The sequence below is a fragment of the Duganella phyllosphaerae genome (assembly GCF_001758785.1).
In the GTDB taxonomy this organism is placed as follows: Bacteria; Pseudomonadota; Gammaproteobacteria; order Burkholderiales; family Burkholderiaceae_D; genus Rugamonas; species Rugamonas phyllosphaerae.
On sequence record NZ_LROM01000050.1, the window covers coordinates 33,764 to 57,835 of the forward strand.

Below are 24,072 nucleotides of genomic sequence, written 5' to 3' on the forward strand. Positions count from 1 at the left end.
GTAAATCTGATCAGCGGGCGAAAGTGGCTTCCTGCTCTTCCTGCAAGGTGTAACCCTTGGGGGTGACCACGCCGATGCGCGCCTTGAGCGACTGCGGCCGCCCCTCGAACAGCGCGGCGTAGTAGTTCGCATTGGACATGACGTTCTTGACGTAAGTTCGGGTCTCGAAGAACGGAATCGATTCGATGAACACGGCCGACTCCATCGGCTTGTCGAGCGAGGCGCGCCAGGTGCGCGAGCGTCCCGGGCCGGCGTTGTAGGCGGCGGTGGCCAGCACCTGCGAACCGTCCATGTTCCCGAGCACCATGTTCAGGTAGTTCGTGCCCAGCATGATGTTGGTCTTGACGTCCGAGAGCATGTCCGCGGCGAAGTCGGTCAGGCCCAGTTTTTTCGCCACCCAGCGGCCGGTGGACGGCATCACCTGCATCAGGCCCGACGCGCCCACGTGCGATTGCGCGTCCATGATGAAGCGCGACTCTTGCCGGATCAGGCCATACACCCAGGCCTTGTCCAGGCCCAGCGTCTTGGTCGCCGGGTGCATGATGTCGTCGTGCGGCGACGGGAAGCGCTGGGTGTAATCGACCAGCACCCGGGTGCGGTCCGACGTGTTGACCATGCGGTCGAGGATGTGGTTCTGGCGCGCGAATTCGGCGGCGGCCAGGTGTTCGCGTTCGCTCAGGCCGCGCAGGCCCCAGTTCCATTCGCGCGTGCCTTCGAAGCGCAGGCGCATGCCGAAAAATTTCAGTGCGCGCTGGAAGTTGGGGTTGGCGGCGATCGGCGCGATTTCGGCAGCGGTGATCGGCGCGCCCGGCGGCGGGATCGACACCAGGCGGCCGGTTTCCTCGCGCGCCAGCTGGCCATAGAAGTTGGGCTGGTCGGCGATGCTGTTGAACAGCCGCAGCGCCTCGCCCGACGGCGGGCTGGTGTCGCTGCCGTCGGCCATCAGGGCGCGGCCCTTCCAGTAGATCCAGGTCGGGTCTTCACGCAGGATGGCCGGCATGGCGTCGATATTCTTGTGCACCTGGCGCCAGTCACCGTTGCGCAGCGCGATGCGGGTGCTCCACTGGGCCTGGTCGATCGACAGCGGCGCGCCATCGGCACGCTTCCAGTAGTTGGTGGTGTCATCCGACAGCGAGTACGACGACTGCAGCGCGATCGCGGCCCAGCCTTCGCGCTGCTCCTGGGTCGAGAGGCTTGACGATGCCTTGTTCAAGGCCAGCGTGGCCAGCTTGATGCTGGTCTTGGCCAGGCGGCCCACGGCGACGATGAAGATTTCGTGTTCGGTGCGGCCCTCGCCCGGGCCCTTGGCCACGGCCACTGCCGGCAGGTCAACCGCCTGCACCACTTTTTTATCGGGACCGCCCAGCAGCGCGACAATGCGCCGCGCCTGGCCGGTGGAGTTGAATTCGCCGGACAGGCGCAGTTGCGTGTACAGGTCTTCGGCGTCGAACTGGCGCGACTGGTACAGGGTGCCGATCAGGCCCGCGCACGGCTCACCGTAGCCGTTGGGGGAAATCAGCAGCGCGCGCGCTTCGTTGGCCACGTTCTGGCCCTTGATCGCGCGCGACTGCAGCGCGTAGCATTTTACTTGCGTGTCGTCGTTGAGCACGAACAGCGGCAATTGTTCGTCGAAGGTGGTCCAGTCGCGCGTGCGTCCCAGTTCCAGCAGCCAGTCGTTGCGAAGCCGGTCGACGATGGCCTGGCCCTGGTAGCGCTGCATGAAGCCGCGAATTTCGGCCTGCGAGGCATCGCGCAGGCGCGCTTTGAGCCGATAATAGTCGACGTACGATGGAATCGAATAATTGGCCAGGCGCGCCGCGTAGAAATCGACCTTGGACGCATCGTCCTTGCGCACGGCGTCGCGCATGAGCAAAAAGGCATCGTCCTCGCGCCGGGTTTCAGCGCCGAACTCCTCGGATTGGGCAAAGGCGGTGACGGCCACCATGGCGACGACTGCGCCGGCGATCCATTTCGAAACGGAAATCAATGTGCAACTCTCTATTAGTCTTGAACCTGTAAACCAACCATGCCAACCACGCCAACCACGCCAACCATGACCAGCGACCCTAGAATACCACGCAGCGAGAACGAAGCAATAGCCCCGTCCGCACCTGGCAAGGCAGAATTAAGACAGCAGTTGCTCACTGCGCGGCGCGCCTTCGATGTGGACACGCGAGCGCAGTGGGACCAGGCGATAGGGCGCCAGGTGGTGGCGTGGTGGCGCGAGACGCGGCCAGCTACCCTGGCTGTGTACTGGCCGCTGCGCGGCGAGCCCGATCTGGCGGCGGCGTACGCGGAGCTGGCGGCGCTGGGGGCACGGCTGCTGCTGCCGGTGGTGGTGGCCCGCGATGCGCCGCTGGAATTTGCCGACTGGCGCATCGGCGAAGCGATGGTCAAGGATGGGATGGGGGTGGCAGTGCCGGCCGACTTGCGCGTGCAGGATTATCCGGCGGCGTTGCTGGTGCCCTGCCTGGGGTTTAATGCGCAGGGGTACCGGCTCGGGTATGGCGGCGGGTTTTATGACCGCACCCTGGCGCGGGCGCCACGGCCGGTGACGCTGGGGATTGCCTATTCGGCGTTGCAGGTGGCGTTTGAGGCGGGTGGGTACGACGTGGCGCTGGATCGGATCGTTACCGAAACAACGCCCGCGTCAATTGGATTCCCGCCTGCGCGGGAATGACGGCTTTTCGGCTAGCTGACGATGTCTGCTCCGTCATCCCCGCGCAGGCGGGGTTCCAATTTTCACACCAGCCGTTGCCACAACGCCGTCGTCGCCGCCGCCTGGTTCATGCTGTAAAAATGCAGCCCCGGCGCGCCGCCGGCCAGCAAACGCTGGCCCAGCTGCGTCACCACGTCCAGCCCGAACGCCTTGATCGAGGCCGAGTCGTCGCCGAAGCTGGCCAGCTTCAGGCGCACCCAGCGCGGAATCTCGGCGCCGCACATGTCGGAAAAACGCATCAGCTGCGTGTAGTTTAAAATCGGCATGATGCCCGGCACGATCGGTACGTCGATGCCCAGCTTGCGGGTTTGCTCGACGAACTGGAAGTACGCGTCCGCATTGTAGAAATACTGGGTGATCGCGGCGTTGGCGCCAGCCTTGATCTTGCGCTCGAACGCCAGCAGGTCATCCTGCGGCGATTTGGCCTGCGGATGCACCTCGGGATAGGCCGCCACTTCGATGTGGAACCAGTCGCCGGTTTCCTGGCGGATGAACTCGACCAGCTCGTTGGCGTAGCGGAATTCACCGGCGGCGCCGTAGCCGCTGGGCAGGTCGCCGCGCAGCGCCACGATGCGGCGGATGTTGTGCGACTTGAACTCGTTGAGAATCTCGCGGATCGATGCGCGGGTGCCGCCCACGCACGACAGGTGCGGTGCGGCGTCTTCGCCGGCGGCCAGGATTTCCACCACCGTGTCGAGCGTGCCGCGCTGGGTGCTGCCGCCGGCGCCGAAGGTCACCGAAAAATACTTGGGTTTCAGCTCGGACAGCTTGGCGCGCGTGGCGCGCAGCTTTTCCGCTCCTTCCACCGTCTTGGGCGGAAAGAATTCAATACTGAAATTATGATGTGCCATCTGCGTTCTTCAAAAGTAAGGTAGACAGGGCCCAGGAAATAATGCTGTACAACAGCGCGCCACCGACGGCCGACAGGAAGCTGTCCACGCTAAAGCCGGGCACGAATTGCGCCGCCAGCCAGAACGAAAAACCATTGATGATGAAGATAAACAGGCCCAGCGACACCACGGTCACGGGCAAGGTCAGGATCAGGAGCACGGGGCGGATCAGCGTATTGACCAGGGCCAGTACGAGAGCGGCAAAGAGAGCGGCGCTAATGCTTGTGACATTGACGGAATGCATCAGGTAAGGGATCGCCAGCAAGGCAACCGCATTGATTAACCAGGTAAGGACCAAACGCATAATAAATTCTCGCTGCAGTAAAAAATGTCGATAAAAAACAGGGCCGGCAAACTTCTGCCGACCCCGCTTGGATACCGTTAATTAATAGCGGTACGTGTCAGGCTTGTACGGGCCTTCGACGGACACGTTGATGTAGGCCGCCTGCTCCGGGGTCAGTTCCGACAGTTGCGCGTTGAGCTTTTTGAGTTGCAGGCGCGCGACTTTTTCGTCCAGGTGCTTCGGCAGCACGTACACGCCGACCGGGTATTTGCCGGTGTTGGCAAACAGTTCGATCTGGGCGATGGTCTGGTTCGCGAACGACGAGCTCATCACGTACGACGGGTGGCCGGTACCGCAACCGAGGTTCACCAGGCGGCCTTCGGCCAGCAGGATGATGCGCTTGCCCGACGGGAAGATCACGTGATCGACCTGTGGCTTGATGTTTTCCCAGGTGTATTTCTTGAGCGCGGCGACATCGATTTCGTTGTCGAAGTGGCCGATGTTGCAGACAATCGCCTGGTCCTTCATCTTGAGCATGTGCGCTTCGGTCAGGATGTGATAGTTGCCGGTGCAGGTGACAAAGATGTCGCCGTGTTCGGCAGCGTAATCCATGGTCACCACGCGGTAGCCTTCCATCGCCGCTTGCAGGGCGCAGATCGGGTCGATCTCGGTCACCCATACTTGCGCCGACAGCGCGCGCATGGCCTGGGCCGAGCCCTTGCCGACGTCGCCGTAACCGGCGATGACAGCCACTTTACCGGCGATCATGACGTCGGTGGCGCGCTTGATGCCGTCAACCAGCGATTCGCGGCAACCGTACAGGTTGTCGAACTTCGACTTGGTGACCGAATCGTTGACGTTGATTGCCGGGAAGGCCAGCTTGCCGTCCTTGTGCATCTGGTACAGGCGGTGCACGCCGGTGGTGGTTTCCTCGGTCACGCCCAGGATGTGCGGCAGGCGCTTGGAGTACCAGGTCGGGTCGATCGCCAGCTTGGCCTTGATGGCGTTGAACAGGCAGATTTCTTCTTCCGAGGTCGGGTTGCCGACCACCGAGATGTCCTGCTCGGCGCGGGCGCCGAGGTGCAGCAGCAGGGTGGCGTCGCCGCCGTCATCGAGGATCATGTTCGAGTACACGGCATTGCCGGCAGCGTCCGCTGGCCACTCGAAGATGCGGTGGGTGTAGTCCCAGTATTCGTCCAGGGTTTCGCCCTTGATGGCAAACACTGGCGTGCCGGCGGCAGCGATGGCGGCGGCGGCATGGTCCTGGGTCGAGTAAATATTGCACGAAGCCCAACGCACGGTGGCGCCCAGCGCTTCCAGCGTCTGGATCAGCACAGCGGTCTGGATGGTCATGTGCAGCGAACCGGTAATGCGCGCGCCCTTCAACGGCTGGGCTGCCGCGAATTCTTCGCGGATGGCCATCAGGCCCGGCATTTCGGTTTCAGCGATCTTGATTTCCTTGTCGCCCCACGGGGACAGGGAGATATCGGCGACCAGGTAGTCTTGCAGAGGTTTGAGTACGGCGTTCATCACGCCCTCCTTTCAGTTAGAAAAAAGTAACGTGAGCGCGGTTGCAGATTCCGAGCCTGGCGAAAAGGATTCGTCGCAGCGCTCCTCGGAACATGCATTTTAGCACCGTAGCGCCGAACATCGCCAAAAAAAGCGGCGTGGCGGGTATGCCACGTCGCTATACTGGCGCAAAAGACAAGTTCACCAAGGAGCGCACTTGATACGATTCGGCCCCTGGAGCACCACGCTGGGCCTGGCGGCGGGATTCGGCGCGCTGGTGGCGTTTCTGCTGTGGCGCGCACCCGGCAACCGGGCTGCGCACCGCCTGCTGGCGGCCTTGTTGCTGGTGGCGGTGCTGCGGTTGATGCCCTACGTGCTCGGCTTTGCCGGCGCCTATGACGCCTGGCCGTGGCTGTCGTTCGCACCGTTCCAGCTGGGCCTGGCCATCGGGCCGCTGTTGTATTTGTACTTGCTGCGCCTGGCCACGCCGGCGCTGCCGCCGCGCTGGGGCTGGCATTTGCTGCCCGCGGCGCTGGAACTGGCCTACCTGCTGGGCGCGTTCGCGCTGCCGCTCGGCCGCAAGATGGCCTGGAACAACCACGTGCACGAGCCGTGGATCGCGCCGCTGCTGGACGTGGCCGGTGCGGTATCGCTGGCCGCGTACCTGGTGTTGGCGGTGCAGCTGCGGCGGCGCTACCTGCAATGGTTGCGCGAACACGTCAGCGACCAGGATGCCCGGCGCCAGCCGTGGATCGGCACCACGCTGGCGGCGCTGGGACTGTGGCTGCTGGTGTCCACCGGGTTCGACCTGTACAGCAGCGTGGTCGACAAGCTCAACTATTACGACCGCTTTCCGCAATACCTGGCGTTTTCCGCGATCGTGCTGTGGCTGGGACTCGAAGGCTGGCGTTACGCCGGGCACCCGTTTGTGCAGATGGCCACTGCGGTGGTGGCACCCCCGGCCATACCAGCACCTGCTCCTTCAGCCGCCACGCGCGACTGGCATGCCACGGCGGCCAACTGGCGCGCACAAATCCGCGACCAGGGCTGGTGGCGCCAGCCGGGGCTCACCCTGGCCGATGTGGCCCGCCACCTGGGCACCAACGAAAACTATGTTTCGCGCGCCTTCAACCTCGGCACGGGCCAGAATTTCAACGCTGTCATTAACGCGATGCGGGTGGAAGCGGTTCAAAGCCGGATGCTGGCAGACCATGGCGCCGAGTTGCTCACCCTGGCGCTCGACTGTGGATTCTCGTCCAAGGCCAGCTTCAACCGGGTATTTCGCGCACAGGCAGGTGCCAGCCCCAGCGCCTGGCGTGCGGCTCATATCACGAAAATCAGCGCAATGGCGCCTTTCGAGGCGACGTCGCCCGGTCCCCGCACCTAGTCTGGGGGCACGTGGCGGGACCGTCCCGCCCCGATTCACCAGGGAAGATCGATGCTGAAATTTTGTGCACTATTGGGAATGGGTTGCCTGGCGCTGTGCCTGCAAGCGCAGGCGCAGGAGGCTGACTGGGCCGCGCTGGCCGAACTGCCGCCAGCGACCGCGACAGCCGACCTGGCTGCCGGCGCCACGCCGGCACGACTGGGCGCCGCACTGGCAGGCGCCTGGCGCGGCAGCCTCACCTACCGCGATTACGGCTCGGGCAAAAGGGTGGTGCTGCCGACCAGCGCCAGCGTCACTGTCGCAGCGGACGCGACATTGGAGGTCGGCTTCATCTACGACGACGGCCCGGGCAAGACGGTGCGCTCCAACGATACCTGGGCGTTGAGTGCGGACGGTCACAGCTTGCGCATGAAGCGCGACCAACTGGACGTGAGTGATTACAGGGCGGGAACAGGAGCGGACTTGTTGCTGGTGGTACTGGGCACCGGCACAGAGAACGGCACGCCGGTGCAGGTACGCATGGTGGTGCTGCGCCGTGGCGACGCCTTGACTATCAGCCGCGCCACGCAGCAGCCGGATCAGGCCTGGCTGCTGCGCCACCGCTATGCGTTCACGCTGGAACGCCCTGGCGCTTCAGACCGGTAATGCCGGCTGGACGCCTGCTGGCGCCCGGCACGACAGGTACAACGGCGACGGTATTACGCCGGCTTCAAGCCAGCCGCATCGCGCAAAATCGCGGCCTTGTCGGTGTGCTCCCACGTGAATTCCGGCTCTTCGCGGCCAAAGTGGCCGTAAGCGGCGGTCTTGGCGTAGATCGGGCGCAACAGGTCGAGCATCTGCACGATGCCTTTCGGACGCAGGTCGAAGTGCTCCATCACCAGCTTGGCGATTTGCTCGTCCGGAATCACGCCGGTGCCTTCGGTGTACACGGTGATGTTGATCGGACGGGCCACGCCGATCGCGTACGATACCTGCACCTGGCACTGGCGCGCCAGGCCGGCAGCGACCACGTTCTTGGCCACGTAGCGGGCGGCGTACGCTGCCGAGCGGTCAACCTTGGTTGGATCCTTGCCCGAGAAAGCGCCGCCGCCGTGCGGGCTGGCGCCGCCGTAGGTGTCGACGATGATCTTGCGGCCGGTCAGGCCGCAGTCGCCCTGCGGGCCGCCGATGACGAAGCGACCGGTCGGGTTGACCAGGTACTTGGTGTCGGTCAGCCATTCGCGCGGCAGCACCTGCTTGATGATCTCTTCGATCACCGCTTCTTCGATCTGCTTGTGCTGCATTTCCGGCGCGTGCTGGGTGGACAGCACGACGGTGTCCACGGCCACCGGGCGGCCGTTGACGTAGCGCAGTGTCACCTGCGACTTGGCGTCCGGGCGCAGCCATGGCAGACGGCCGTCCTTGCGCAGCTGCGACTGGCGCTCGACCAGGCGGTGGGCGTAGTGGATGGCCGCTGGCATCAGTTCCGGGGTTTCGTCGCAGGCGTAGCCGAACATCAGGCCCTGGTCGCCGGCGCCCTGGTCGAGGTCGATACCTGCGCCTTCATCGACGCCTTGCGCGATGTCCGGCGACTGCTTGTCGTAGGCCACCAGCACGGCGCAACCACGGTAGTCGATACCGAAGTCGGTATTGTCGTAACCGATGCGCTTGATGGTTTCGCGGGCAACTTGAATATAATCCACATTGGCGTGGGTGGTGATCTCACCCGCGAGCACGACCAGGCCGGTATTGCACAGGGTTTCGGCGGCAACGCGCGCTTTCGGATCCTGGGTCAGGATGGCGTCCAGGATCGCATCGGAGATCTGGTCCGCAACTTTGTCGGGGTGGCCTTCCGAGACGGATTCGGAAGTGAAAAGGTAGTCATTAGACATCGCAAGCTCCTGATAGTGACTAAAAATTGGTTGTCGCATACCAGTACGGCTTGCGACGCTTTAGCGATATTTATATCCCGCATCGCAAGTTGTCATTAACTCAGCGGTCCCTACTAACGTGTTATTTTACGCTTTTTTAAAAAAACTTGCTTCTCGTCCAGTACCAAAGCAGTCATCAACACAGGCACACAACACTTTCATGCTCGTACCCATTTTTCGTTTCCTTTCCATATTCCCCTTGTCCTTCCTGCACGCCGCCGGCAGCGCCCTGGGATGGGTGGTGTACCTGGCGTCACCGTCGTACCGGCGCCGCATGCGCACCAACATGGCCCAGGCCGGCTACTCGCAACACCTGTCCGCCGCCATTGCCGAGGCCGGTAAAAGCATCATCGAGTTGCCGTTCATCTGGTGCGCCGATCCGGCGCGCGTCTCGCGCCACGCCACGCTCGAGAACTGGCAACTGGTGCAAACCGAGCTCGACGCCGGTCGTGGTATCGTCTTCCTCACGCCCCACCTGGGCTGCTTTGAAATCGTGGCGCAGGAAATCGCCCTGCGCACCGAGCTGATGGTGATGTACCGGCCGCCGAAAAAAGAAGCGCTGAAACCGCTGATCGAAGGCGCGCGCGCGCGCAAGAACCTGCTGCTGGCGCCGGCCAATATGAGCGGCGTGCGCATGCTTGCCAAGTTTCTCAAGAAGGGCCAGCCGATCGGCCTGCTGCCCGACCAGGTGCCGCAGGAAGGCGAAGGCGTATGGGCCAGGTTCTTCGGCCGCGACGCCTACAGCATGACCCTGCCCGCCAAGCTGGCGCAGATGGGCAATGCCACCGTGATCGTCACGTATGCGGAGCGCCTGCCGGGCGGCAAGGGTTACGTGATCCACTTCGTGCCGTTTTCCGAATCACTGGCGGGCGACACCGCCAGCCAGGCGCAAGCGATCAACACCGCGATGGAACACCTGATCGCGCGTAACCCCACCCAGTACTACTGGAGCTACAACCGCTACAAGGTGCCACACGGCATCGATGCGCCACAGACTGGAGAAGCAGCATGAAGCTCGTATTAGGATTGATGTGGCTGCTGCACTGGCTGCCCTTGCCCGTGCTGGGCCGCTTTGGCAAATTCACCGGCAGCCTGCTGTTCATCGCCCTGCGCGCACGGCGCGAGATTACGCTGACCAACTTGCGCCTGTGCATGCCTGAGCTGACCGAGGCCGAACGCGTCACGCTGGCGCGCCAGCACTTCCAGGCCTATGCGCGCAGCATCTGGGAGCGCGGCATCCTGTGGTGGGCGTCGGAAGCACGGCTGAACCGCCTGATCAAGGTGGAACCGGGCCCGGTGCCGGTGGCCGAAATGACCGCCAAACCCACGATTTTGCTGTGTCCACACTTCGTGTGCCTGGACGTGGCCGGCGCCTCGATCGCGATGGTGGCCAGTGCGTCGTCGATGTACGTGACACAAAAAAACGCCGCCTTCGACCAGGTGCTGCGCGCCGGCCGGGCACGCTTCAAACCGGTCAAGCTGTTTACCCGCCAGGACGGCATCAAGCCGATCCTGCGCGCGCTGCGCGACAAGCTGCCGTACTTCATGCTGCCCGACATGGACTTCGGCGAAAAGGATGCCGAGTTCGTGCCGTTCTTCGGCATCGACGCCGCCACCCTGACCGCCACCGCGCGCATCGCCGCCACCACCGGCGCCCAGGTCATGCCGGTGATCGCCACCTTCCTGCCGAATTACCAGGGCTGGCGTGTGAAGTTCTACCCGGTGTGGGACAATTACCCGGGGCCCGACATGGTGGCCGCCACCCGCCGCATGAACGAATTCATCGAGGAGCGTGTACGCGAGGCGCCAGCTGAATATTTCTGGACGCACAAGCGCTTCAAAACCCGCCCCAATGGCGAACCATCGTTGTATCCACGTCGTAAATAATTATGAAACTCAAATTCACCAAGATGCACGGCGCCGGCAACGACTTCGTGGTTATCGACGGCATCAACCAGCACATCGACTTCACCCCGGCGCAGTGGCAATTGCTGGGCGACCGCCGCTTTGGCGTGGGCGCCGACCAGATCCTGCTGGTGGAAAAGCCAACCCAGCCCGGCTGCGACTTCCGCTACCGCATCTTCAACGCCGACGGCGGTGAAGTGGAGCAATGCGGCAACGGCTCGCGCGCGTTCGTCAAGTTCGTGGCCGAAAAAGGCCTGACCGACCAGCGCAGCATCACGGTCGAAACCAAAGCGGGCGTGATCGCCCCGCGCCTGGAACCGGACGGCAGCATCACGGTGGACATGGGTGCGCCGGTGCTGGAAACGGCCAAAGTACCGTTCGACGCCGATGGCCTGCAGGGCCAGGCCCAGGCCCAAGACACGCTGTGGCCGCTGCTGCTGGAACTGGGTGGCGCGCGCGAGACGGTCTGGATCTCGGCGGTCTCGATGGGCAATCCGCACGCGGTGCAGATCGTCGACGACGTGGAAACAGCGCCGGTGGAACTGACCGGCCCGCTGATCGAGCACCACCTGCGTTTCCCCAACCGCGTCAATGCCGGCTTCATGCAGGTGATCGACCGCCAGCACGTCAAGCTGCGCGTATTCGAGCGCGGCGTGGGCGAAACCCTGGCTTGCGGCACCGGCGCCTGCGCGGCAGCGGTGGCCGGTATCCGTCGTGGTGTGCTCGACAGCCCGGTGCGGGTCGATGCGCGCGGCGGGCAGTTGTCGATCAGCTGGGCTGGCGAAGGCGAGCCGGTGTTGTTGACGGGACCGGCGGTGACGGTGTTCGAAGGCGAGATCGAGATTTAAAGGCAGGTCTTCAGGCGGTACAGCCGCTGGCGGTAATTCCCTTCCACGCAACCGCCCAGCAGGTCGAACTGCGCCACCACCTGGTCGAGCAGTTGCCGTTCCTGCGCCGTGCGCAGCGCGACCAGGCGCCGCTTGCTGCGCCCGTAACTGGCGCGGATATCGATCACCACGCAATGGCCGTGATCGGCTGCTTTCACATCGAGTAACAACGCTTCGGCCCGGTTCAAGCCGAAGGCCCGCGCCAATGTCAGGCGCGCCGCCAGCAGCGGCTGGCGCACGGCCAGCGCCTGCAATGCTGCCGGCGCCAGTGCCTGAAGCCACGGCGCCTGGCGTGGCTTCAATGCAATGCGGTCCAGCTGCTGCTGCGCCTGTTCGCAACCCTGCGCTGCCGCCTTCTGCAACCAGTACACCGCGCGCACGTCGCCATCCGCTTGGTGGCGGCGGTGGCGCCACGCCACCATGCCGCACTCGCATTGCGCAACGCGATGACCGAGCTCGGCTGCGCGCTCCAGGCAGACTTGCGCCTCGACTACGCTGCGCTGCGAAAACTCCGGCTTGCCATAAATGCGCGAGAGCGCGAACCAGGCATCGGGGTCGCCCTGCTCGCCGGCCAGCGTGAGCCAGCGAATCGCACGCTTGAAGTTGACGGTGGCGATGCCGTCCGGCTGCCGACTGCCATCGCGCTGCATGCGCGCAAACCACAAACCGAGGGCCAGTTGCGCCGCGCGGTCGCCTGCCTGCGCAGCCTGTTCGCTACTGTCTTCCACGTACGCGCGGCAATGCAGCGGAACCGGCCCGCTCAAGGCAGTCTCAGCTGTAATCGCTTCAAAGCGCCCCTGCTGCAGCAAGCCCTCCTGCATTTCCCCATCACTCGGTGGTGCCAGTTGCGCCAGCACCAGCCCCGCCTGTTCGACCCCGGCCGCAAACGCGCGCTCATACCACGGCAACACTTCGTCCACGCAATGCCGCGCATGTTCGAACGGCACGTGGCTGCCGATCAGCATCCACGCTTCCGCCTGCTGCTGACGGGCGGCGCGGTTGAGCCAGTGCAGCGCGGTAGGCATATTGCGCGGCAGGCTGGTGCCGCCGAACAGGTACAGCTTGCCCAGGGCCAGCTGGCAAGCGGGATCACCGGCGCGCGCGCCGCGAATGACGCCTAGTTCAGCTCGATTGACCATTATTTAACCGGGGGAAGATTGATCAGGGACAGAGGGTTGGGAACTGCGCAGTTGTCGTCCAGTGTAGCGTGCGATCCACGCCACATCCTAGGGAAACCGCGCCACGGCTTGATCTCCCACAAATCGCGCACCCCGCCCGCGCTTGTAGCCTAGAGCTGTTTTAGTGCCTGATTGAAAGGATTTAGCGTCAACCCTTGCAAAGAAGGCGTGATCTGGCGGGCGTACACCCGCGTTTCAAAAAAACCACAAGCAGCCGTCGTTCCGGGGCTTTCAACCAAGACTAGCCTCTCCAATCGACCACTCCCGCGCATTTTGCCCGGCGAGCCATTAAGGTTCCGAACCAAGGACCTACCAGTACCGATACAGCGGCGGACGCTTGTTCGATCTACTTAAAAAAGGAACCTATCAATGAAGAAATCTCTCGTGGCCCTGGCACTTACCGGCGCGGTACTCGGCGCGCATTCCGGCGCGCAAGCGCAATCGTCGGTTTCCATCTACGGCACGCTCGACGCGGGCATTGCCAACCGCAGCGGCCCCAACACGCCCACCGTAGTGGGCAAGCGCGACAACAACAAGCTGGGCTTTCGCGGCGTCGAAGACCTGGGCAATGGCCTGAAAGCCTTGTTCCAGCTCGAGATCCGCTACGAGCCCGATACCGGCACGCTCGAAAGCAACACCCGGCCGCTGTTCCAGGGCCAGTCGCGGGTTGGCCTGCAAGGTAACTTCGGCACCGTGCGTCTCGGTCGCGGCCTGACCGCGTTCCAGGAAACCAGCACCGCCTACGAACCCTGGAGCGGCATGCCGGCCGTGGCCGGTTACCAGACCGACCTGCAAGTGGCCGGCTACACCAGCGATCCGCTCAGCGCCGCCGGCAACTCGCTCAACCGCTTCTCCAACGCGGTGTTCTACAACACGCCGCTGATTGCCGGCATCTTCCAGCTCAATGCCACGGTGGCATCAAAAGAGGCCAACAACAACCCGGCCATTATCGGGCGGGGCACCGCGCTGGCGCCGCAGTTCCCGGCCAACAGCCAGGCTGCCGTGGTGCCTTACTCGGTCAGCGCCACGGCCACGCAGGGCAAGTTCTCCGCGTATGCCGCCTACGAGCGTAACGCGGTGGACACCACGCTGTGGTCGGTGGGCGCCTGGTTCAAGCCGATCGAACCGCTCAAGCTGATGGCCACGTACCAGAAGCAGGACCAGGAAGAAACCGTGTTCGTCAATCCCGAAACCAAGGCCTGGGTGTTGGGCGCCAACTACACCCTGGGTGCCGGCCTGATCCGCGCTGGCTACGGCCAGAAGCGCCCGGATAACCAGTTCAACGATCCGGGCATCGCCAAGACGCGCCAGTATTCGCTCGGCTACGACTACAACCTGTCGCCACGCACGTACCTGTACGTCGATGCGGCCCGCAAGAAGGCCGTCACCGCGTTCAACTTCGTCAGCGTCGGTATCCACCACAACTTCTGACCGCCAGGCGTGGCCAGCACGGACAAGGGCAACCTTGTCCGTTTTTTTTGTCCGCGTCGGGTAAAATGGCTGGTTAGTCCCAACCCCGATTTCGATAGAGCAGCCATGACCGTCCAACTGGATTCCACACTTGTCGCGCAGTACATCACCGAGCACCCGAACTTCTTCGACGAACACGCCGATTTGCTCGGTGAAATCAAGCTCGCCAGCCCTATCACCGGTCGCGCGGTCTCGCTGCAAGAGCGGCAAATGGAAGTCATGCGCGAGAAATACAAGACCTTGGAATTGCGCATGAGCAATCTGATGCGCCTCGCTTCTGAGAACGAAGCCATCGCCAACAAGTTCCACCGCTGGACCAAGGTGCTGCTCGAAGCGGAAGATGTGGGTTCCATGCCACACTCTGTGGTCAGCGGCCTCAAGTCCGCTTTCGATGTGCCGCAAGTAACGGTGCGCCTGTGGAATACCGCACCCGACTACGCCGGCGAATGGTTCACCAAGGACGTGACCGACGATGTGCGCATCTTCGCCAACAGCCTGCTGTCGCCTTACTGCGGCAGCAACAAAGATTTCGAAGCCGTGCGCTGGCTCGACGATTCCGCCAGCGTGGTGTCCACCGTGATCATCCCGCTGCGCAAGGCCGGCGACAAGCAGGCCTTCGGTTTGCTGGTGATGGGTTCGGCCGACGCCAACCGCTTCACCTCGCTGATGGCTACCGATTTCCTGGTCCACATGGGCGAAACCAGCAGCACCGCCCTGGCCTGGCTGCTGGCCTGACCATGGCAGGCGCGGGCGCCGGGGTGACCGCTGCCACGACGGCGACAGTGGCGACCGAGCCTGCGACCGACTTCCCAGCCGGCTCGACTGCCAGCGGCGACTGGATCGCCGATTACCTGGCGCACCTGCGCCACGGTCGGCAATTATCGAGTAATACCACGGCCGCCTACGGCCGCGACCTGGTCGAGCTGCGCACGCTGGCCGATGGCCGCGACTGGGCCGACATCGATCACTTCCTGATCCGCCGCCTGACGTCCAAGCTGCATGCACGCGAACTCGATCCGCGCTCGATCGCCCGCAAGCTCTCGAGCTGGCGCGGCTTTTTCGACTGGCTCGGCACCCAGACCACGCTAGCCGCCAACCCGGTGCAAGGCGTGCGCGCGCCCAAGCGCGCCAAGACCCTGCCACGGGCGCTGTCGGTGGACGACGCCATGCAACTGGTGGCGCCGGCCCAGATGAAGCTGCGCGCCGGCACTGGCGAAGGTCACGGCGCCGAGCCGGCCGAGCTGTGCAACCGCGCCATGTTCGAGTTGCTCTATTCGAGCGGCTTGCGGGTGTCGGAGCTGGCCGGCCTGGACGCCATCGCGGGCAAGGACGCGCTCGGCTGGGTGGTGATGGAAAACCGCGAAGTCATCGTCACCGGCAAGGGCAACAAGCGCCGCGTGGTGCCGGTGGGCCGTGCCGCGATGGACGCGCTGGCCGCCTGGCTGGCGGTGCGCCCGGCCCCGTCCGACGGCAGCGCTGCCTTGTTTTTAAGCACGCGCGGCACCCGCGTCTCGCCGCGCGTGATCCAGCAGCGCCTGCAGGCGCACGGCGTGGCCAGCGGTGCACCGGTGCACGTGCATCCGCACATGTTGCGCCACTCGTTTGCCTCGCACGTGCTGCAATCGTCGGGCGACTTGCGGGCGGTGCAGGAAATGCTCGGTCACTCCAGCATCAGTTCCACCCAGGTGTATACGTCGCTCGACTTTCAGCGCCTGTCCGAGGTGTATGACAAGGCGCATCCGCGCGCAAAAATCAAGTAACTACGCAGCGCAGATAGTACTGACGCGCCTCAATCGGACGAAACATGGCTCCCATTGATTTTCCGGCATAATCTGCGATTGCATTTTTGCACTTGATCCCCATCTAGGGGACCCACACACCAGACTGGCGCGCATATGATACCTACCACGATCCTGACCGGCTTTCTTGGCGCCGGCAAGACCACGCTGCTCAACCGCATCCTGCAGGAACCGCACGGCATGCGCATTGCCGTGATCGAAAACGAGTTTGGCCAGGAAAACATCGACAATGAGATCCTGGTCCAGGACAGCGGCGAACAGATCGTCGAGATGAATAATGGCTGCATCTGCTGCACCGTGCGCGGCGACCTGATCGTGGCACTGTCGAGCCTGGCGCAAAAGCGCGAAGCCGGCGAACTGACCTTTGACCGCGTGGTGATCGAAACCACCGGCCTGGCCAACCCGGGCCCGGTGGCGCAAACCTTCTTCGTGGACGAGGAAGTAGGCGCTCACTTCATGCTCGACGCCGTGGTCACGGTGGTCGATGCGCGTCACGCCATGGACCAGCTGGACCAGCACGAGGAAGCCCAGCGCCAGGTGGGGTTTGCCGACAAGCTGCTGCTGTCGAAAACCGATTTGGTCACGCCGGAAGAACTGGCCACGCTGACCGCGCGCCTGAAACGCATCAACCCGCGCGCGCCGATCAGCACCGCCGACTTCGGCCGCGCGCCGCTGGCCGAGGTGATGGACCTGAAAGGTTTCAATCTCAACGACAAGCTCGAACTCGACCCGGACTTTTTGGAAACCGACCAGGTCCACGACGACGACCACGTGCATGACGAGCACTGCGGCCACGGCCATGGTCACCAGCATGACCACGCCCATGAGCACGGCCACGAGCACAACCACCACCAGGGCCACCACAGCGACGACATTGCCGCGTTTGTGTTCAAAAGCACACGTCCGTTCGACACCGCCAAACTGGACGAATTCCTCGGCGGCCTAGTCAATGTCTACGGTCCTCGCATGCTGCGCTATAAAGGGGTATTGTTAATGCAGGACGCCGATCGCAAGGTCGTGTTCCAGGGCGTGCACCAGATCATGGGCAGCGACCTGGGCGCCAAGTGGGGCGAGAATGAAGTTCGTGGCAGCAAAATGGTATTTATAGGTAAAAATCTGCCAAAAGATATCTTTATTAGCGGATTAGAACAATGTCTGGTATAAACTATCCGGGTTTTGTGGGGATAGCATAAACACCACACCATCTGCAAGCTGGCAAGCCACTGGCGGATACCGGTGCAGCGTAACGGCCTGGGGCCCTTCTGCTGATCAATTTGAAAACTCTGTCGTATCGAAGGTAAGCGAAGTTATGACCACTAAAACTAATAAATCGACCGCAGCCGAGCGCATCCTGACCGAAGAAGAAATTCTCAAGATGGATGAGAAGGACTACATGAACCCGGCGCAGATGGCTTTTTTCAAGGCGAAACTGCAACAGCTTGAAAAAGAGCTGCTCAAGAACGCCGGCGAAACCACCGAGCACCTGCGCGAAACCGTGCTGGTCCCCGATCCAGCCGACCGCGCCACCATCGAGGAAGAGCATGCGCTGGAACTGCGCACCCGCGACCGCGAGCGCAAGCTGCTGAAAAAAGTCCAGCAGTCAATCGTGGCCATCGACGGCGGCGACTACGGCTGGTGCGAAGAGACCGGCGAGCCGATCGGCATCCCGCGCCTGATCGCCCGCCCGACCGCCACGTTGTCGCTCGAAGCGCAGCAGCGCCGCGAACTGAAGCAAAAGCTGTACGGCGACTAAGCCCGGCAGCAACCCTCCCCAAGCACGCGCCTCACCCCGCGTGCTTTTTTTTGTCCTGTCGCCGTGTCCGGCTCAGGGATTGCAATTGCGTTTTCCGTCCCCATTTCCACCTTCAAGACGCAGTGCGGCATCAACCAACTGAATATTTGAGGTCAACATGGAACAATTTCACGGCACCACCATCTTGTGCGTGCGACGCGGCAAGGATGTCGCGCTCGGCGGCGATGGCCAGGTCACGCTCGGCAACATCGTCATGAAGGGCACGGCCCGCAAGGTGCGCAAGGTTTATAACGGCAAGGTCCTGGTCGGTTTCGCCGGCGGCACTGCCGACGCCTTCACCCTGCTCGACCGCTTCGAAGGCAAGCTGGAAAAGCACCAGGGCAACCTGCTGCGCGCCTCCGTCGAGCTGGCCAAGGACTGGCGCACCGACCGCGTGCTGCGCCGCCTGGAAGCGATGCTGCTGGTGGCCGACAGCGAGTCGACTTTGGTGATCACCGGTAACGGTGACGTGCTCGAGCCCGAAGACGGCGTGGGCGCGATCGGCTCGGGCGGCACGTATGCCCAGTCGGCCGCCAAGGCGCTGGTGGAAAACACGGAACTCTCGCCTGCGGAAGTGGTCAAAAAATCACTGACGATTGCCGGCCAGTTGTGCATCTACACCAACTTGAACCACATCATCGAAACACTGGAACCCGCATGAATATGACTCCCCAGGAAATCGTCGGCGAACTCGACAAACACGTGGTCGGCCAGGGCAAGGCCAAGAAGGCCGTCGCCATCGCGCTGCGCAACCGCTGGCGCCGTCAGCAGGTGGAAGAACCGCTGCGCCACGAAATCACGCCCAAGAACATCCTCATGATCGGTCCGACCGGCGTCGGTAAAACCGAGATCGCCCGTCGCCTTGCCAAGCTGGCCGATGCGCCGTTCATCAAGATCGAGGCCACCAAGTTTACCGAAGTCGGTTACGTCGGCCGCGACGTGGATACCATCATCCGCGACCTGATCGACATCGGCATCAAGCAAACCCGCCTGGCCGAAATGGCCAAGGTACGCGCCCGCGCCGAAGATGCCGCCGAAGACCGCGTGCTCGACATCCTGCTGCCGCCACCGCGCGACTTCGGCTTCCAGCCGAACAATGCCGCGCCGGCCGATGCGCCGAAGGAAGGCGACAGCACGCGCCAGACCTTCCGCAAACGCCTGCGCCAGGGTGAGCTCGACGACAAGGAAATCGAGATCGACATCGCCGACGCCGGCCCGCAAATGGAAATCATGGCGCCGCCGGGCATGGAAGAGATGACGGAACAGATCAAGACCATGTTCTCGGGCATCGGCAACACCCGTAAAAAGGCGCGCAAGGTCAAGATCAAGGAAGCGATGAAGTTCCTGGTCGACGAGGAAGCCGCCAAGCTGATCAACGACGAGGAAATGAAGCAGAAGGCGATCCAGAACGTCGAGCAGAACGGCATCGTGTTCCTCGACGAGATCGACAAGATCGCCACCCGTTCCGAGATGGGCGGCGGCGACGTCTCGCGCGCCGGCGTGCAGCGCGACCTGTTGCCGCTGGTGGAAGGCACCACCGTCAACACCAAGTACGGCATGATACGCACCGACCACATCCTGTTCATTGCGTCCGGCGCGTTCCACCTGGCCAAGCCATCGGACCTGATTCCCGAGCTGCAGGGCCGCTTCCCGATCCGGGTGGAACTGGAATCGTTGTCGATCGCCGATTTCGAGCGCATTCTCACCAGCACCGATGCCTGTCTGACCAAGCAGTACGAGGCACTGCTGGCGACCGAAGACGTCAAAGTGGAATTCTCGCAGGAAGGCATTACGCGCCTGGCCGAAATCGCCTTCTCGGTCAACGAGCGCACCGAAAACATCGGCGCGCGCCGGCTGTACACGGTGATGGAAAAGCTGCTGGAGGAAGTGTCGTTCAGCGCCAGCGAAACCAGCGGCAAGGTCGTCACGATCGACGCCGCGTATGTCAACGAGCGGCTCGATGCGCTGGCGGTCAACGAGGACCTGTCGCGCTACGTGCTTTAATATGAAAGCTCGCAAACCTACTGCGCGGCCTGCTATCGCCTCTCCGTTGCTCAGCGTACCTTCGTACGCTTCCGCTACTCAAGACGACAGCAAGCCGCTCGCTACGGTTTTCAAGCTTCCATAGGAGAACAGCGATGGCGAATAAAGCATTGGCAACGCGGCAAAAGAAACAGGTCGCACCTACCAGGGTGCCGCCATCGCCGCCACCGCGCAACCCGGTGGCGGTCGCTGCCAAGGCACGCGCTGGGGGCGCCGGACCGCATGCCAAGCCGCCGTCTACCGAGCGCCAGGCCGCCAAGCGACAACTGGCAAAAATTGCGCTCAAGCCCGATCCCGACGAGTCATAAAAAAGGCCTCGAACATCGCTGCGGTGTTCGAGGCCTTTTGCTGGAATTGGTTTGGATCTTTGGCGGACACCGGTGATGGCGTCCGCTCCGAATCCATGCAAGCAGTGTGCGCCACTTACGGCGCCAGTCCTAGCGTGTTGTCCCAGGCATCACTTCTCGCCACGCCTGGTATCGTGATACGATACCTTTCGACTCTCCACCAGGCGTATCATGAGCTCTCCCGAATTGCTGTTGCAGGTGCTGCGCACGCAAATGCGCACTGCCGGCGTCACCTATAAAATGCTGGCCGAGCGCATCGGCATGAGCGAATCGAGCGTCAAGCGCATGTTCGGGCAGCAAGACATGTCGCTCTCGCGGCTGGCCCAGATCTGCAAGGCGGCCGGCGTGCCGATGGAAGACGTGCTGCGCGGCGCCGCCGACGCCACCCCGCAAACCGACGCCCTCACCCTCACCCAGGAAAAAGCGCTGCTGGCGCATCCGCACCTGCTGCTGATGGCGATTTGCTGCCTCGGCCACTGGACCGTGGAGCAGGTACTGGAAACCTACAATCTCACCGAACCCGAATGCATCATGCTGCTGGCCGAACTCGACCGACTGGGCGTGATCGAACTAAAGCCGTTGAATCGTTACCGGCTGCGCGTATCGAACGCGTTTCGCTGGCTGCCGGACGGCCCGGTGCAGCAATTCTTCCGCGATCACGCGGTCAGCGATTACTTCAGCGGCAGCTTCGCCGGCGCCGGCGAGACCCTGCTGTGCCTGCCGGCCCGGCTGTCGCTGCCCAGCGCCCAGGAACTGGTCGGCCGTATCCAGCAACTGGCCGGCGAACTGGCGCGCCTGCACCAGGGCGACCGCAAACTCGCCCCCGGCGACCGCGACGGCTTTACGCTGCTGGTCGGTTTCCGGTCATGGGAGTTCGCCGCCTTCACCGCCCTGCGCCGCGCCGAAACCCGCTGATATACCCAAGGTTCGGGGTCAGTGCCGACATTTAGACACGGCCTCAAGCGCTATAAGCTGGGCTCGTGTCCGAATGTCGGCACTGACCCCGAAGTTCACCACACCGGGCCCAGGAACAGGTAGCCGCTGGTGCTGCCGTCGCGGGTCTTGCCGGCGCCGAAGTACAGTGGGCCGAACCGCGTATCGACCGAGATGAAGGCGCTGGCTGCCTGGCGCAGGGTGTTGCGGTGCAGGGAGGCGCTGTCGCTGTAGGCGCCGCCAGTTTCCAGCGAGAAGCCTACTCGCACGTCGCCGCCCAAGGCGGCTGGCATGCTGCCGATGCTGCGCGCAGTCACCACCCGCGCCAGCACGGTGCGGGCGCCGGCCACCGATTCGGGCATGGTGCCCGACAGGCGCAGGAAGCCGCCCAGGTTCGACGTGGACGACGCGCCCCGGTTGCGCGACCATTCGCCGTACAGGTGGCCGGCCCAGCGCTCGAGGTGGAATGCTTCGAGCCATTGCACGCGCTGCTGGGTGGCCACGGCGGCATTGGCATCGCCGTTCTGGCGTCCCTGCCATTCGATGTTGAACAGCCGGCCGCGGGTGGGGAAGGCGATGGTGTCGAGGCTATCGACGTTGTAGGAGACTGCGCGCACGGTCTCGCGGTCGCTGATCACCTCGGGCTGGTAGGGAATGCTCTGCTGCGAGTTGGCGCGCTGACGCGACACGCTGTAGCGCAGGTCGCCCCAGCGGCCCAGCTGGCGCCCGATCGCAAAGGTCGCGCTGTGGGCGTTGTAGCCGTAGCGGGCCTGGCGAAAGCCGCCCGTATCGAAGATGTCGCGCGTGACGATGCCGTGTTGCAGCGACGGCGCCACATACCATTGCGAGCCCGCGCCCAGCGGTTGCCAGAACTGGGTGCCGAAGGTGCGCTGGGTACCGAGGTTGACCACCGTGCGCAATTCGGCGCCCCAATCGTTGACCGACGACAGCACGTGCATGAACTTGAACTGGAAGGTGTTGTTGTCGTGCGAGTCGCTGCTGAACTCGAGCCCCACGCGCAGGCGGCTGCGGGCCCAGTCGGCCTCGGTCGGCTTGATCAGCACGCTGCGGCCATCGCCGTCGTCGCGCACCTCGGTTTCCACCCGCGCCAGGTCGCCGCGGCCGAACAGCGAATTGCCGGCACGCTGGGCCTGCTCACCGGTGACCATCTGCCCCACTTTCAGGCCCGATTGCACGGCCAGTTCTTGCGGATTGATGTGGCCGCTCGGCGCGACGTCGAGCCTGGCCAGGCGCATCGGCTGGTCGATCGGCACCGGCGCCGACAGCCGGCTCAATTCGTACGACGCATACTGCGCCTCGGGCAGCGCCAGGCCAACCAGCTTGTCGCTCATGGCGCGCACCGCCGCCTCGCCCGCCCGCATGGCGCGGTCGTGGCGGCCAAAATCGAGAAAGCCGATCCCGCCCAGGTCAGGCGCCAGCAGGATGTCGCCGGGCCGCAGTTCCTTGAGCGAGCGCTGGACGTTCTGCTCGGTGAGGATTTGCAGCATCTGCTGCGCCACGCTCACCGCACTGACCAGTTCCTTCTCCTGCGCCAGCGGCGTGCCCACGTTGACGGCAATGATGATGTCGGCGCCCATTTCGCGCGCCACGTCCACCGGCAGATTGCGCACCAGGCCGCCATCGACCAGCAGCCGGTCCTTGATGCGCACCGGCGCAAACACGCCCGGCACCGCCAGCGACGCGCGCATGGCCAGGAACAGCGGCGTATCGGACAACTCCACCAGTTCGCCGGTGACGAGGTCGGAAGCGACCGAGCGGAACGGCAGTTGCAGCAGGTTGACCGGCTTGTCGCGCGCGCCGTGCGGCAGCACGCGCGTGAGCGCCAGTTCCAGCGCCTCGTTGCCGGCAGCGGCCGGCGGCAGGGTCACGCCATCCCATTGCGCGCCCAGTTCGATGCGCGAGGGCAGCAATAAATCCTCTTCGCGGCGGCGGAACACCAGCTCGTCACGTGGCGGACGGTCGGCCACCACCGCCGCCCAGTCGGTGCGCCGCACCAGCAGTTCCAGTTGTTCGACCGAACTGCCGGCCGCGTACGCGCCGCCGACCACGCTGCCCATGCTGGTGCCCACCACGATATCGACCGGCACCCGCAATTCCTGCAATGCCCTGAGCACGCCGATATGGGCGAAGCCGCGCGCACCACCGCCCGAGAGCACCAGCGCCACCTTGGGACGCGGCTTCGATTGCACCTCGGGCGTGACCGGGGAGACAGGTTGGGCAATTGCTGCCGCGGACAAGAAAAAGCCGCAGCACAGGGCTGCGGCCAGGAGACGGAAACCTGTCATGGGCTGGACCCGGTTCATTGTTGGCGGCCGAAGCCGGGGACCGGGCCGATCGCGTTGGGGTTGCTGGGGTTGTTGGCGTTGTTCGGATTGTTGCCATTGCCGTTACCGTTGCCGTTGCCGTTGCTGGGCACACCGGGATTATTCTGCGGCCGCGGATTTTGCTGGCCGGCAGCCGGCGGCACCGTGCCGGCCGGTTGCATGGCCGGCGCCGGCTGCATCTGCACCTGCGGCGCGGGCATCGCAGGTGGTGGCGGTGGCGGCTGCACCGGCTGGACCGCCGACAGCGCAGGTGCGGTGCTGGTGGCGCCGGCATCGCTGGGCAAGTCCAGGCGCTTGATGGCGCCGCCTTCGGACAGCAGCACGAACTTCGGATAAATTTCCTTGACGATCACGCCGGGCACCAGTTCGCGCCCCAGTCCATAGGCCTGGGCCGGCTGGTTGTCCACCACCACGATGGCGGCGCTGTCGCGGTCGCTGCCGCTGGCGCCGGCGGCCACCACGCCCTTCAATTGGTAGTTGCTGGCGGCAGCCACCGTGATCTGGCCGCCGAACAGGCCCTTGGCGGCGTCGAGGTTGAGGACGGCCGGCGGCGCCGGGGGCGGCGCGGCAATCGCGCGCTGGCGGGGCTGGTTGAACTGCAGCACCCAATAGGCCAGCGACGCGCACAACAGCGCCACGGCCAGGACGGTAACAAACAGGGGCAAACGCTTCATA

General features: G+C 63.8%; 23 protein-coding genes and 1 riboswitch. Of the genes, 15 read left to right on the forward strand and 8 right to left on the reverse strand.

The features are described from left to right. Positions 1 to 10 precede the first annotated feature (10 nt). Positions 11 to 1,987 carry a lytic transglycosylase domain-containing protein gene (locus DUPY_RS04140; RefSeq protein ID WP_070246574.1) on the reverse strand — a complete coding sequence of 659 codons (1,977 nt, stop codon included), beginning with the start codon at positions 1,985 to 1,987 and terminating at the stop codon, positions 11 to 13. Between the two features lie 39 nt (positions 1,988 to 2,026). On the opposite strand from DUPY_RS04140, the gene DUPY_RS04145 reads away from it, so the two are divergent. Continuing rightward, positions 2,027 to 2,680, forward strand: coding sequence for a 5-formyltetrahydrofolate cyclo-ligase (locus DUPY_RS04145; RefSeq protein ID WP_229255233.1), 654 nt, complete (start codon positions 2,027 to 2,029; stop codon positions 2,678 to 2,680). Positions 2,681 to 2,742: 62 nt separating this feature from the next. Here DUPY_RS04145 and metF read toward each other — a convergent pair whose 3' ends face one another. The 3 genes from metF to ahcY form a co-directional block, all read right to left on the reverse strand. Beyond that, positions 2,743 to 3,570, reverse strand: coding sequence for a methylenetetrahydrofolate reductase [NAD(P)H] (gene metF, locus DUPY_RS04150; protein WP_070246576.1), 828 nt, complete (start codon positions 3,568 to 3,570; stop codon positions 2,743 to 2,745). Next, a complete protein-coding gene (locus DUPY_RS04155) occupies positions 3,557 to 3,913 on the reverse strand; it encodes a phage holin family protein (RefSeq protein WP_070246577.1) in 357 nt (118 codons plus the stop codon). Before DUPY_RS04155 ends, metF begins: the two co-directional genes overlap by 14 nt. An 81-nt stretch (positions 3,914 to 3,994) precedes the next feature. Then, entirely contained in the window at positions 3,995 to 5,422 is a 1,428-nt protein-coding gene (gene ahcY / locus DUPY_RS04160) for an adenosylhomocysteinase (protein ID WP_070246578.1), read from the reverse strand. 26 nt (positions 5,423 to 5,448) lie between these two features. Next, positions 5,449 to 5,515: riboswitch (S-adenosyl-L-homocysteine riboswitch) on the reverse strand. 103 nt (positions 5,516 to 5,618) lie between these two features. Here ahcY and DUPY_RS04165 point away from each other — a divergent pair. Together DUPY_RS04165 and DUPY_RS04170 are read left to right on the forward strand one after the other, a co-directional pair. Further along, positions 5,619 to 6,788: a helix-turn-helix domain-containing protein gene (locus tag DUPY_RS04165; protein WP_070246579.1), complete on the forward strand. Its 1,170-nt coding sequence runs from the start codon at positions 5,619 to 5,621 to the stop codon at positions 6,786 to 6,788. 51 nt (positions 6,789 to 6,839) lie between these two features. Further along, on the forward strand, positions 6,840 to 7,433 hold the full coding sequence (locus DUPY_RS04170) for a hypothetical protein (RefSeq protein ID WP_141749415.1): 594 nt from the start codon (positions 6,840 to 6,842) through the stop codon (positions 7,431 to 7,433). Positions 7,434 to 7,486: 53 nt separating this feature from the next. Here the strand turns inward: DUPY_RS04170 and metK are convergent, their stop codons facing one another. After that, complete coding sequence (metK, locus tag DUPY_RS04175; protein ID WP_070246581.1) at positions 7,487 to 8,659, reverse strand: methionine adenosyltransferase; 1,173 nt, start codon at positions 8,657 to 8,659, stop codon at positions 7,487 to 7,489. A gap of 118 nt (positions 8,660 to 8,777) precedes the next feature. Between metK and DUPY_RS04180 the strand changes: the two genes are divergently transcribed. Genes DUPY_RS04180 through dapF form a run of 3 tightly spaced genes read left to right on the forward strand, consistent with a single transcriptional unit; the run spans position 8,778 to position 11,451 of the window. Next, entirely contained in the window at positions 8,778 to 9,710 is a 933-nt protein-coding gene (locus tag DUPY_RS04180) for a lysophospholipid acyltransferase family protein (protein ID WP_267875803.1), read from the forward strand. Further along, positions 9,707 to 10,585: an LpxL/LpxP family acyltransferase gene (locus tag DUPY_RS04185; RefSeq protein WP_070246583.1), complete on the forward strand. Its 879-nt coding sequence runs from the start codon at positions 9,707 to 9,709 to the stop codon at positions 10,583 to 10,585. Before DUPY_RS04180 ends, DUPY_RS04185 begins: the two co-directional genes overlap by 4 nt. A 2-nt stretch (positions 10,586 to 10,587) precedes the next feature. Further along, positions 10,588 to 11,451 (forward strand): diaminopimelate epimerase, encoded by an 864-nt coding sequence (dapF, locus tag DUPY_RS04190; RefSeq protein WP_070246584.1) that lies wholly within the window; start codon positions 10,588 to 10,590, stop codon positions 11,449 to 11,451. Here dapF and DUPY_RS04195 read toward each other — a convergent pair. Continuing rightward, positions 11,448 to 12,629: a tetratricopeptide repeat protein gene (locus DUPY_RS04195; protein WP_070246585.1), complete on the reverse strand. Its 1,182-nt coding sequence runs from the start codon at positions 12,627 to 12,629 to the stop codon at positions 11,448 to 11,450. The genes dapF and DUPY_RS04195 overlap by 4 nt on opposite strands. A 408-nt stretch (positions 12,630 to 13,037) precedes the next feature. Between DUPY_RS04195 and DUPY_RS04200 the strand changes: the two genes are divergently transcribed. The 9 genes from DUPY_RS04200 (at position 13,038) to DUPY_RS04240 (ending at position 21,034) form a co-directional block, all read left to right on the forward strand. After that, positions 13,038 to 14,099: a porin gene (locus tag DUPY_RS04200; protein WP_070246586.1), complete on the forward strand. Its 1,062-nt coding sequence runs from the start codon at positions 13,038 to 13,040 to the stop codon at positions 14,097 to 14,099. 105 nt (positions 14,100 to 14,204) lie between these two features. Then, positions 14,205 to 14,873, forward strand: coding sequence for a DUF484 family protein (locus DUPY_RS04205; RefSeq protein ID WP_070246587.1), 669 nt, complete (start codon positions 14,205 to 14,207; stop codon positions 14,871 to 14,873). A gap of 2 nt (positions 14,874 to 14,875) precedes the next feature. Further along, positions 14,876 to 15,898, forward strand: coding sequence for a tyrosine recombinase XerC (locus DUPY_RS04210; protein ID WP_084640537.1), 1,023 nt, complete (start codon positions 14,876 to 14,878; stop codon positions 15,896 to 15,898). Positions 15,899 to 16,033: 135 nt separating this feature from the next. Continuing rightward, a complete protein-coding gene (locus tag DUPY_RS04215; RefSeq protein WP_070246588.1) occupies positions 16,034 to 17,101 on the forward strand; it encodes a CobW family GTP-binding protein in 1,068 nt (355 codons plus the stop codon). Between the two features lie 145 nt (positions 17,102 to 17,246). Next, a complete protein-coding gene (gene dksA / locus DUPY_RS04220) occupies positions 17,247 to 17,690 on the forward strand; it encodes an RNA polymerase-binding protein DksA (protein WP_019924723.1) in 444 nt (147 codons plus the stop codon). A 157-nt stretch (positions 17,691 to 17,847) separates the two neighbouring features. Next, positions 17,848 to 18,390, forward strand: a complete 543-nt coding sequence (gene hslV, locus DUPY_RS04225; protein ID WP_070246589.1) for an ATP-dependent protease subunit HslV — start codon at positions 17,848 to 17,850, stop codon at positions 18,388 to 18,390. After that, positions 18,387 to 19,733: an ATP-dependent protease ATPase subunit HslU gene (gene hslU, locus DUPY_RS04230; RefSeq protein WP_208599994.1), complete on the forward strand. Its 1,347-nt coding sequence runs from the start codon at positions 18,387 to 18,389 to the stop codon at positions 19,731 to 19,733. The genes hslV and hslU overlap by 4 nt, the downstream gene beginning before the upstream one ends. A gap of 134 nt (positions 19,734 to 19,867) precedes the next feature. After that, on the forward strand, positions 19,868 to 20,080 hold the full coding sequence (locus DUPY_RS04235; RefSeq protein WP_070246590.1) for a hypothetical protein: 213 nt from the start codon (positions 19,868 to 19,870) through the stop codon (positions 20,078 to 20,080). A 210-nt stretch (positions 20,081 to 20,290) separates the two neighbouring features. Next, complete coding sequence (locus tag DUPY_RS04240) at positions 20,291 to 21,034, forward strand: helix-turn-helix domain-containing protein (protein WP_070246591.1); 744 nt, start codon at positions 20,291 to 20,293, stop codon at positions 21,032 to 21,034. A 95-nt stretch (positions 21,035 to 21,129) separates the two neighbouring features. Here the strand turns inward: DUPY_RS04240 and DUPY_RS04245 are convergent, their stop codons facing one another. Both DUPY_RS04245 and DUPY_RS04250 read right to left on the reverse strand, forming a co-directional pair. Next, the gene (locus DUPY_RS04245) at positions 21,130 to 23,310 is read right to left on the reverse strand and encodes a patatin-like phospholipase family protein (protein ID WP_229255234.1); all 2,181 of its coding nucleotides are present in this window, start codon (positions 23,308 to 23,310) and stop codon (positions 21,130 to 21,132) included. A gap of 62 nt (positions 23,311 to 23,372) precedes the next feature. Then, on the reverse strand, positions 23,373 to 24,071 hold the full coding sequence (locus tag DUPY_RS04250) for a type II secretion system protein N (protein WP_070246593.1): 699 nt from the start codon (positions 24,069 to 24,071) through the stop codon (positions 23,373 to 23,375). Position 24,072 lies beyond the last annotated feature (1 nt).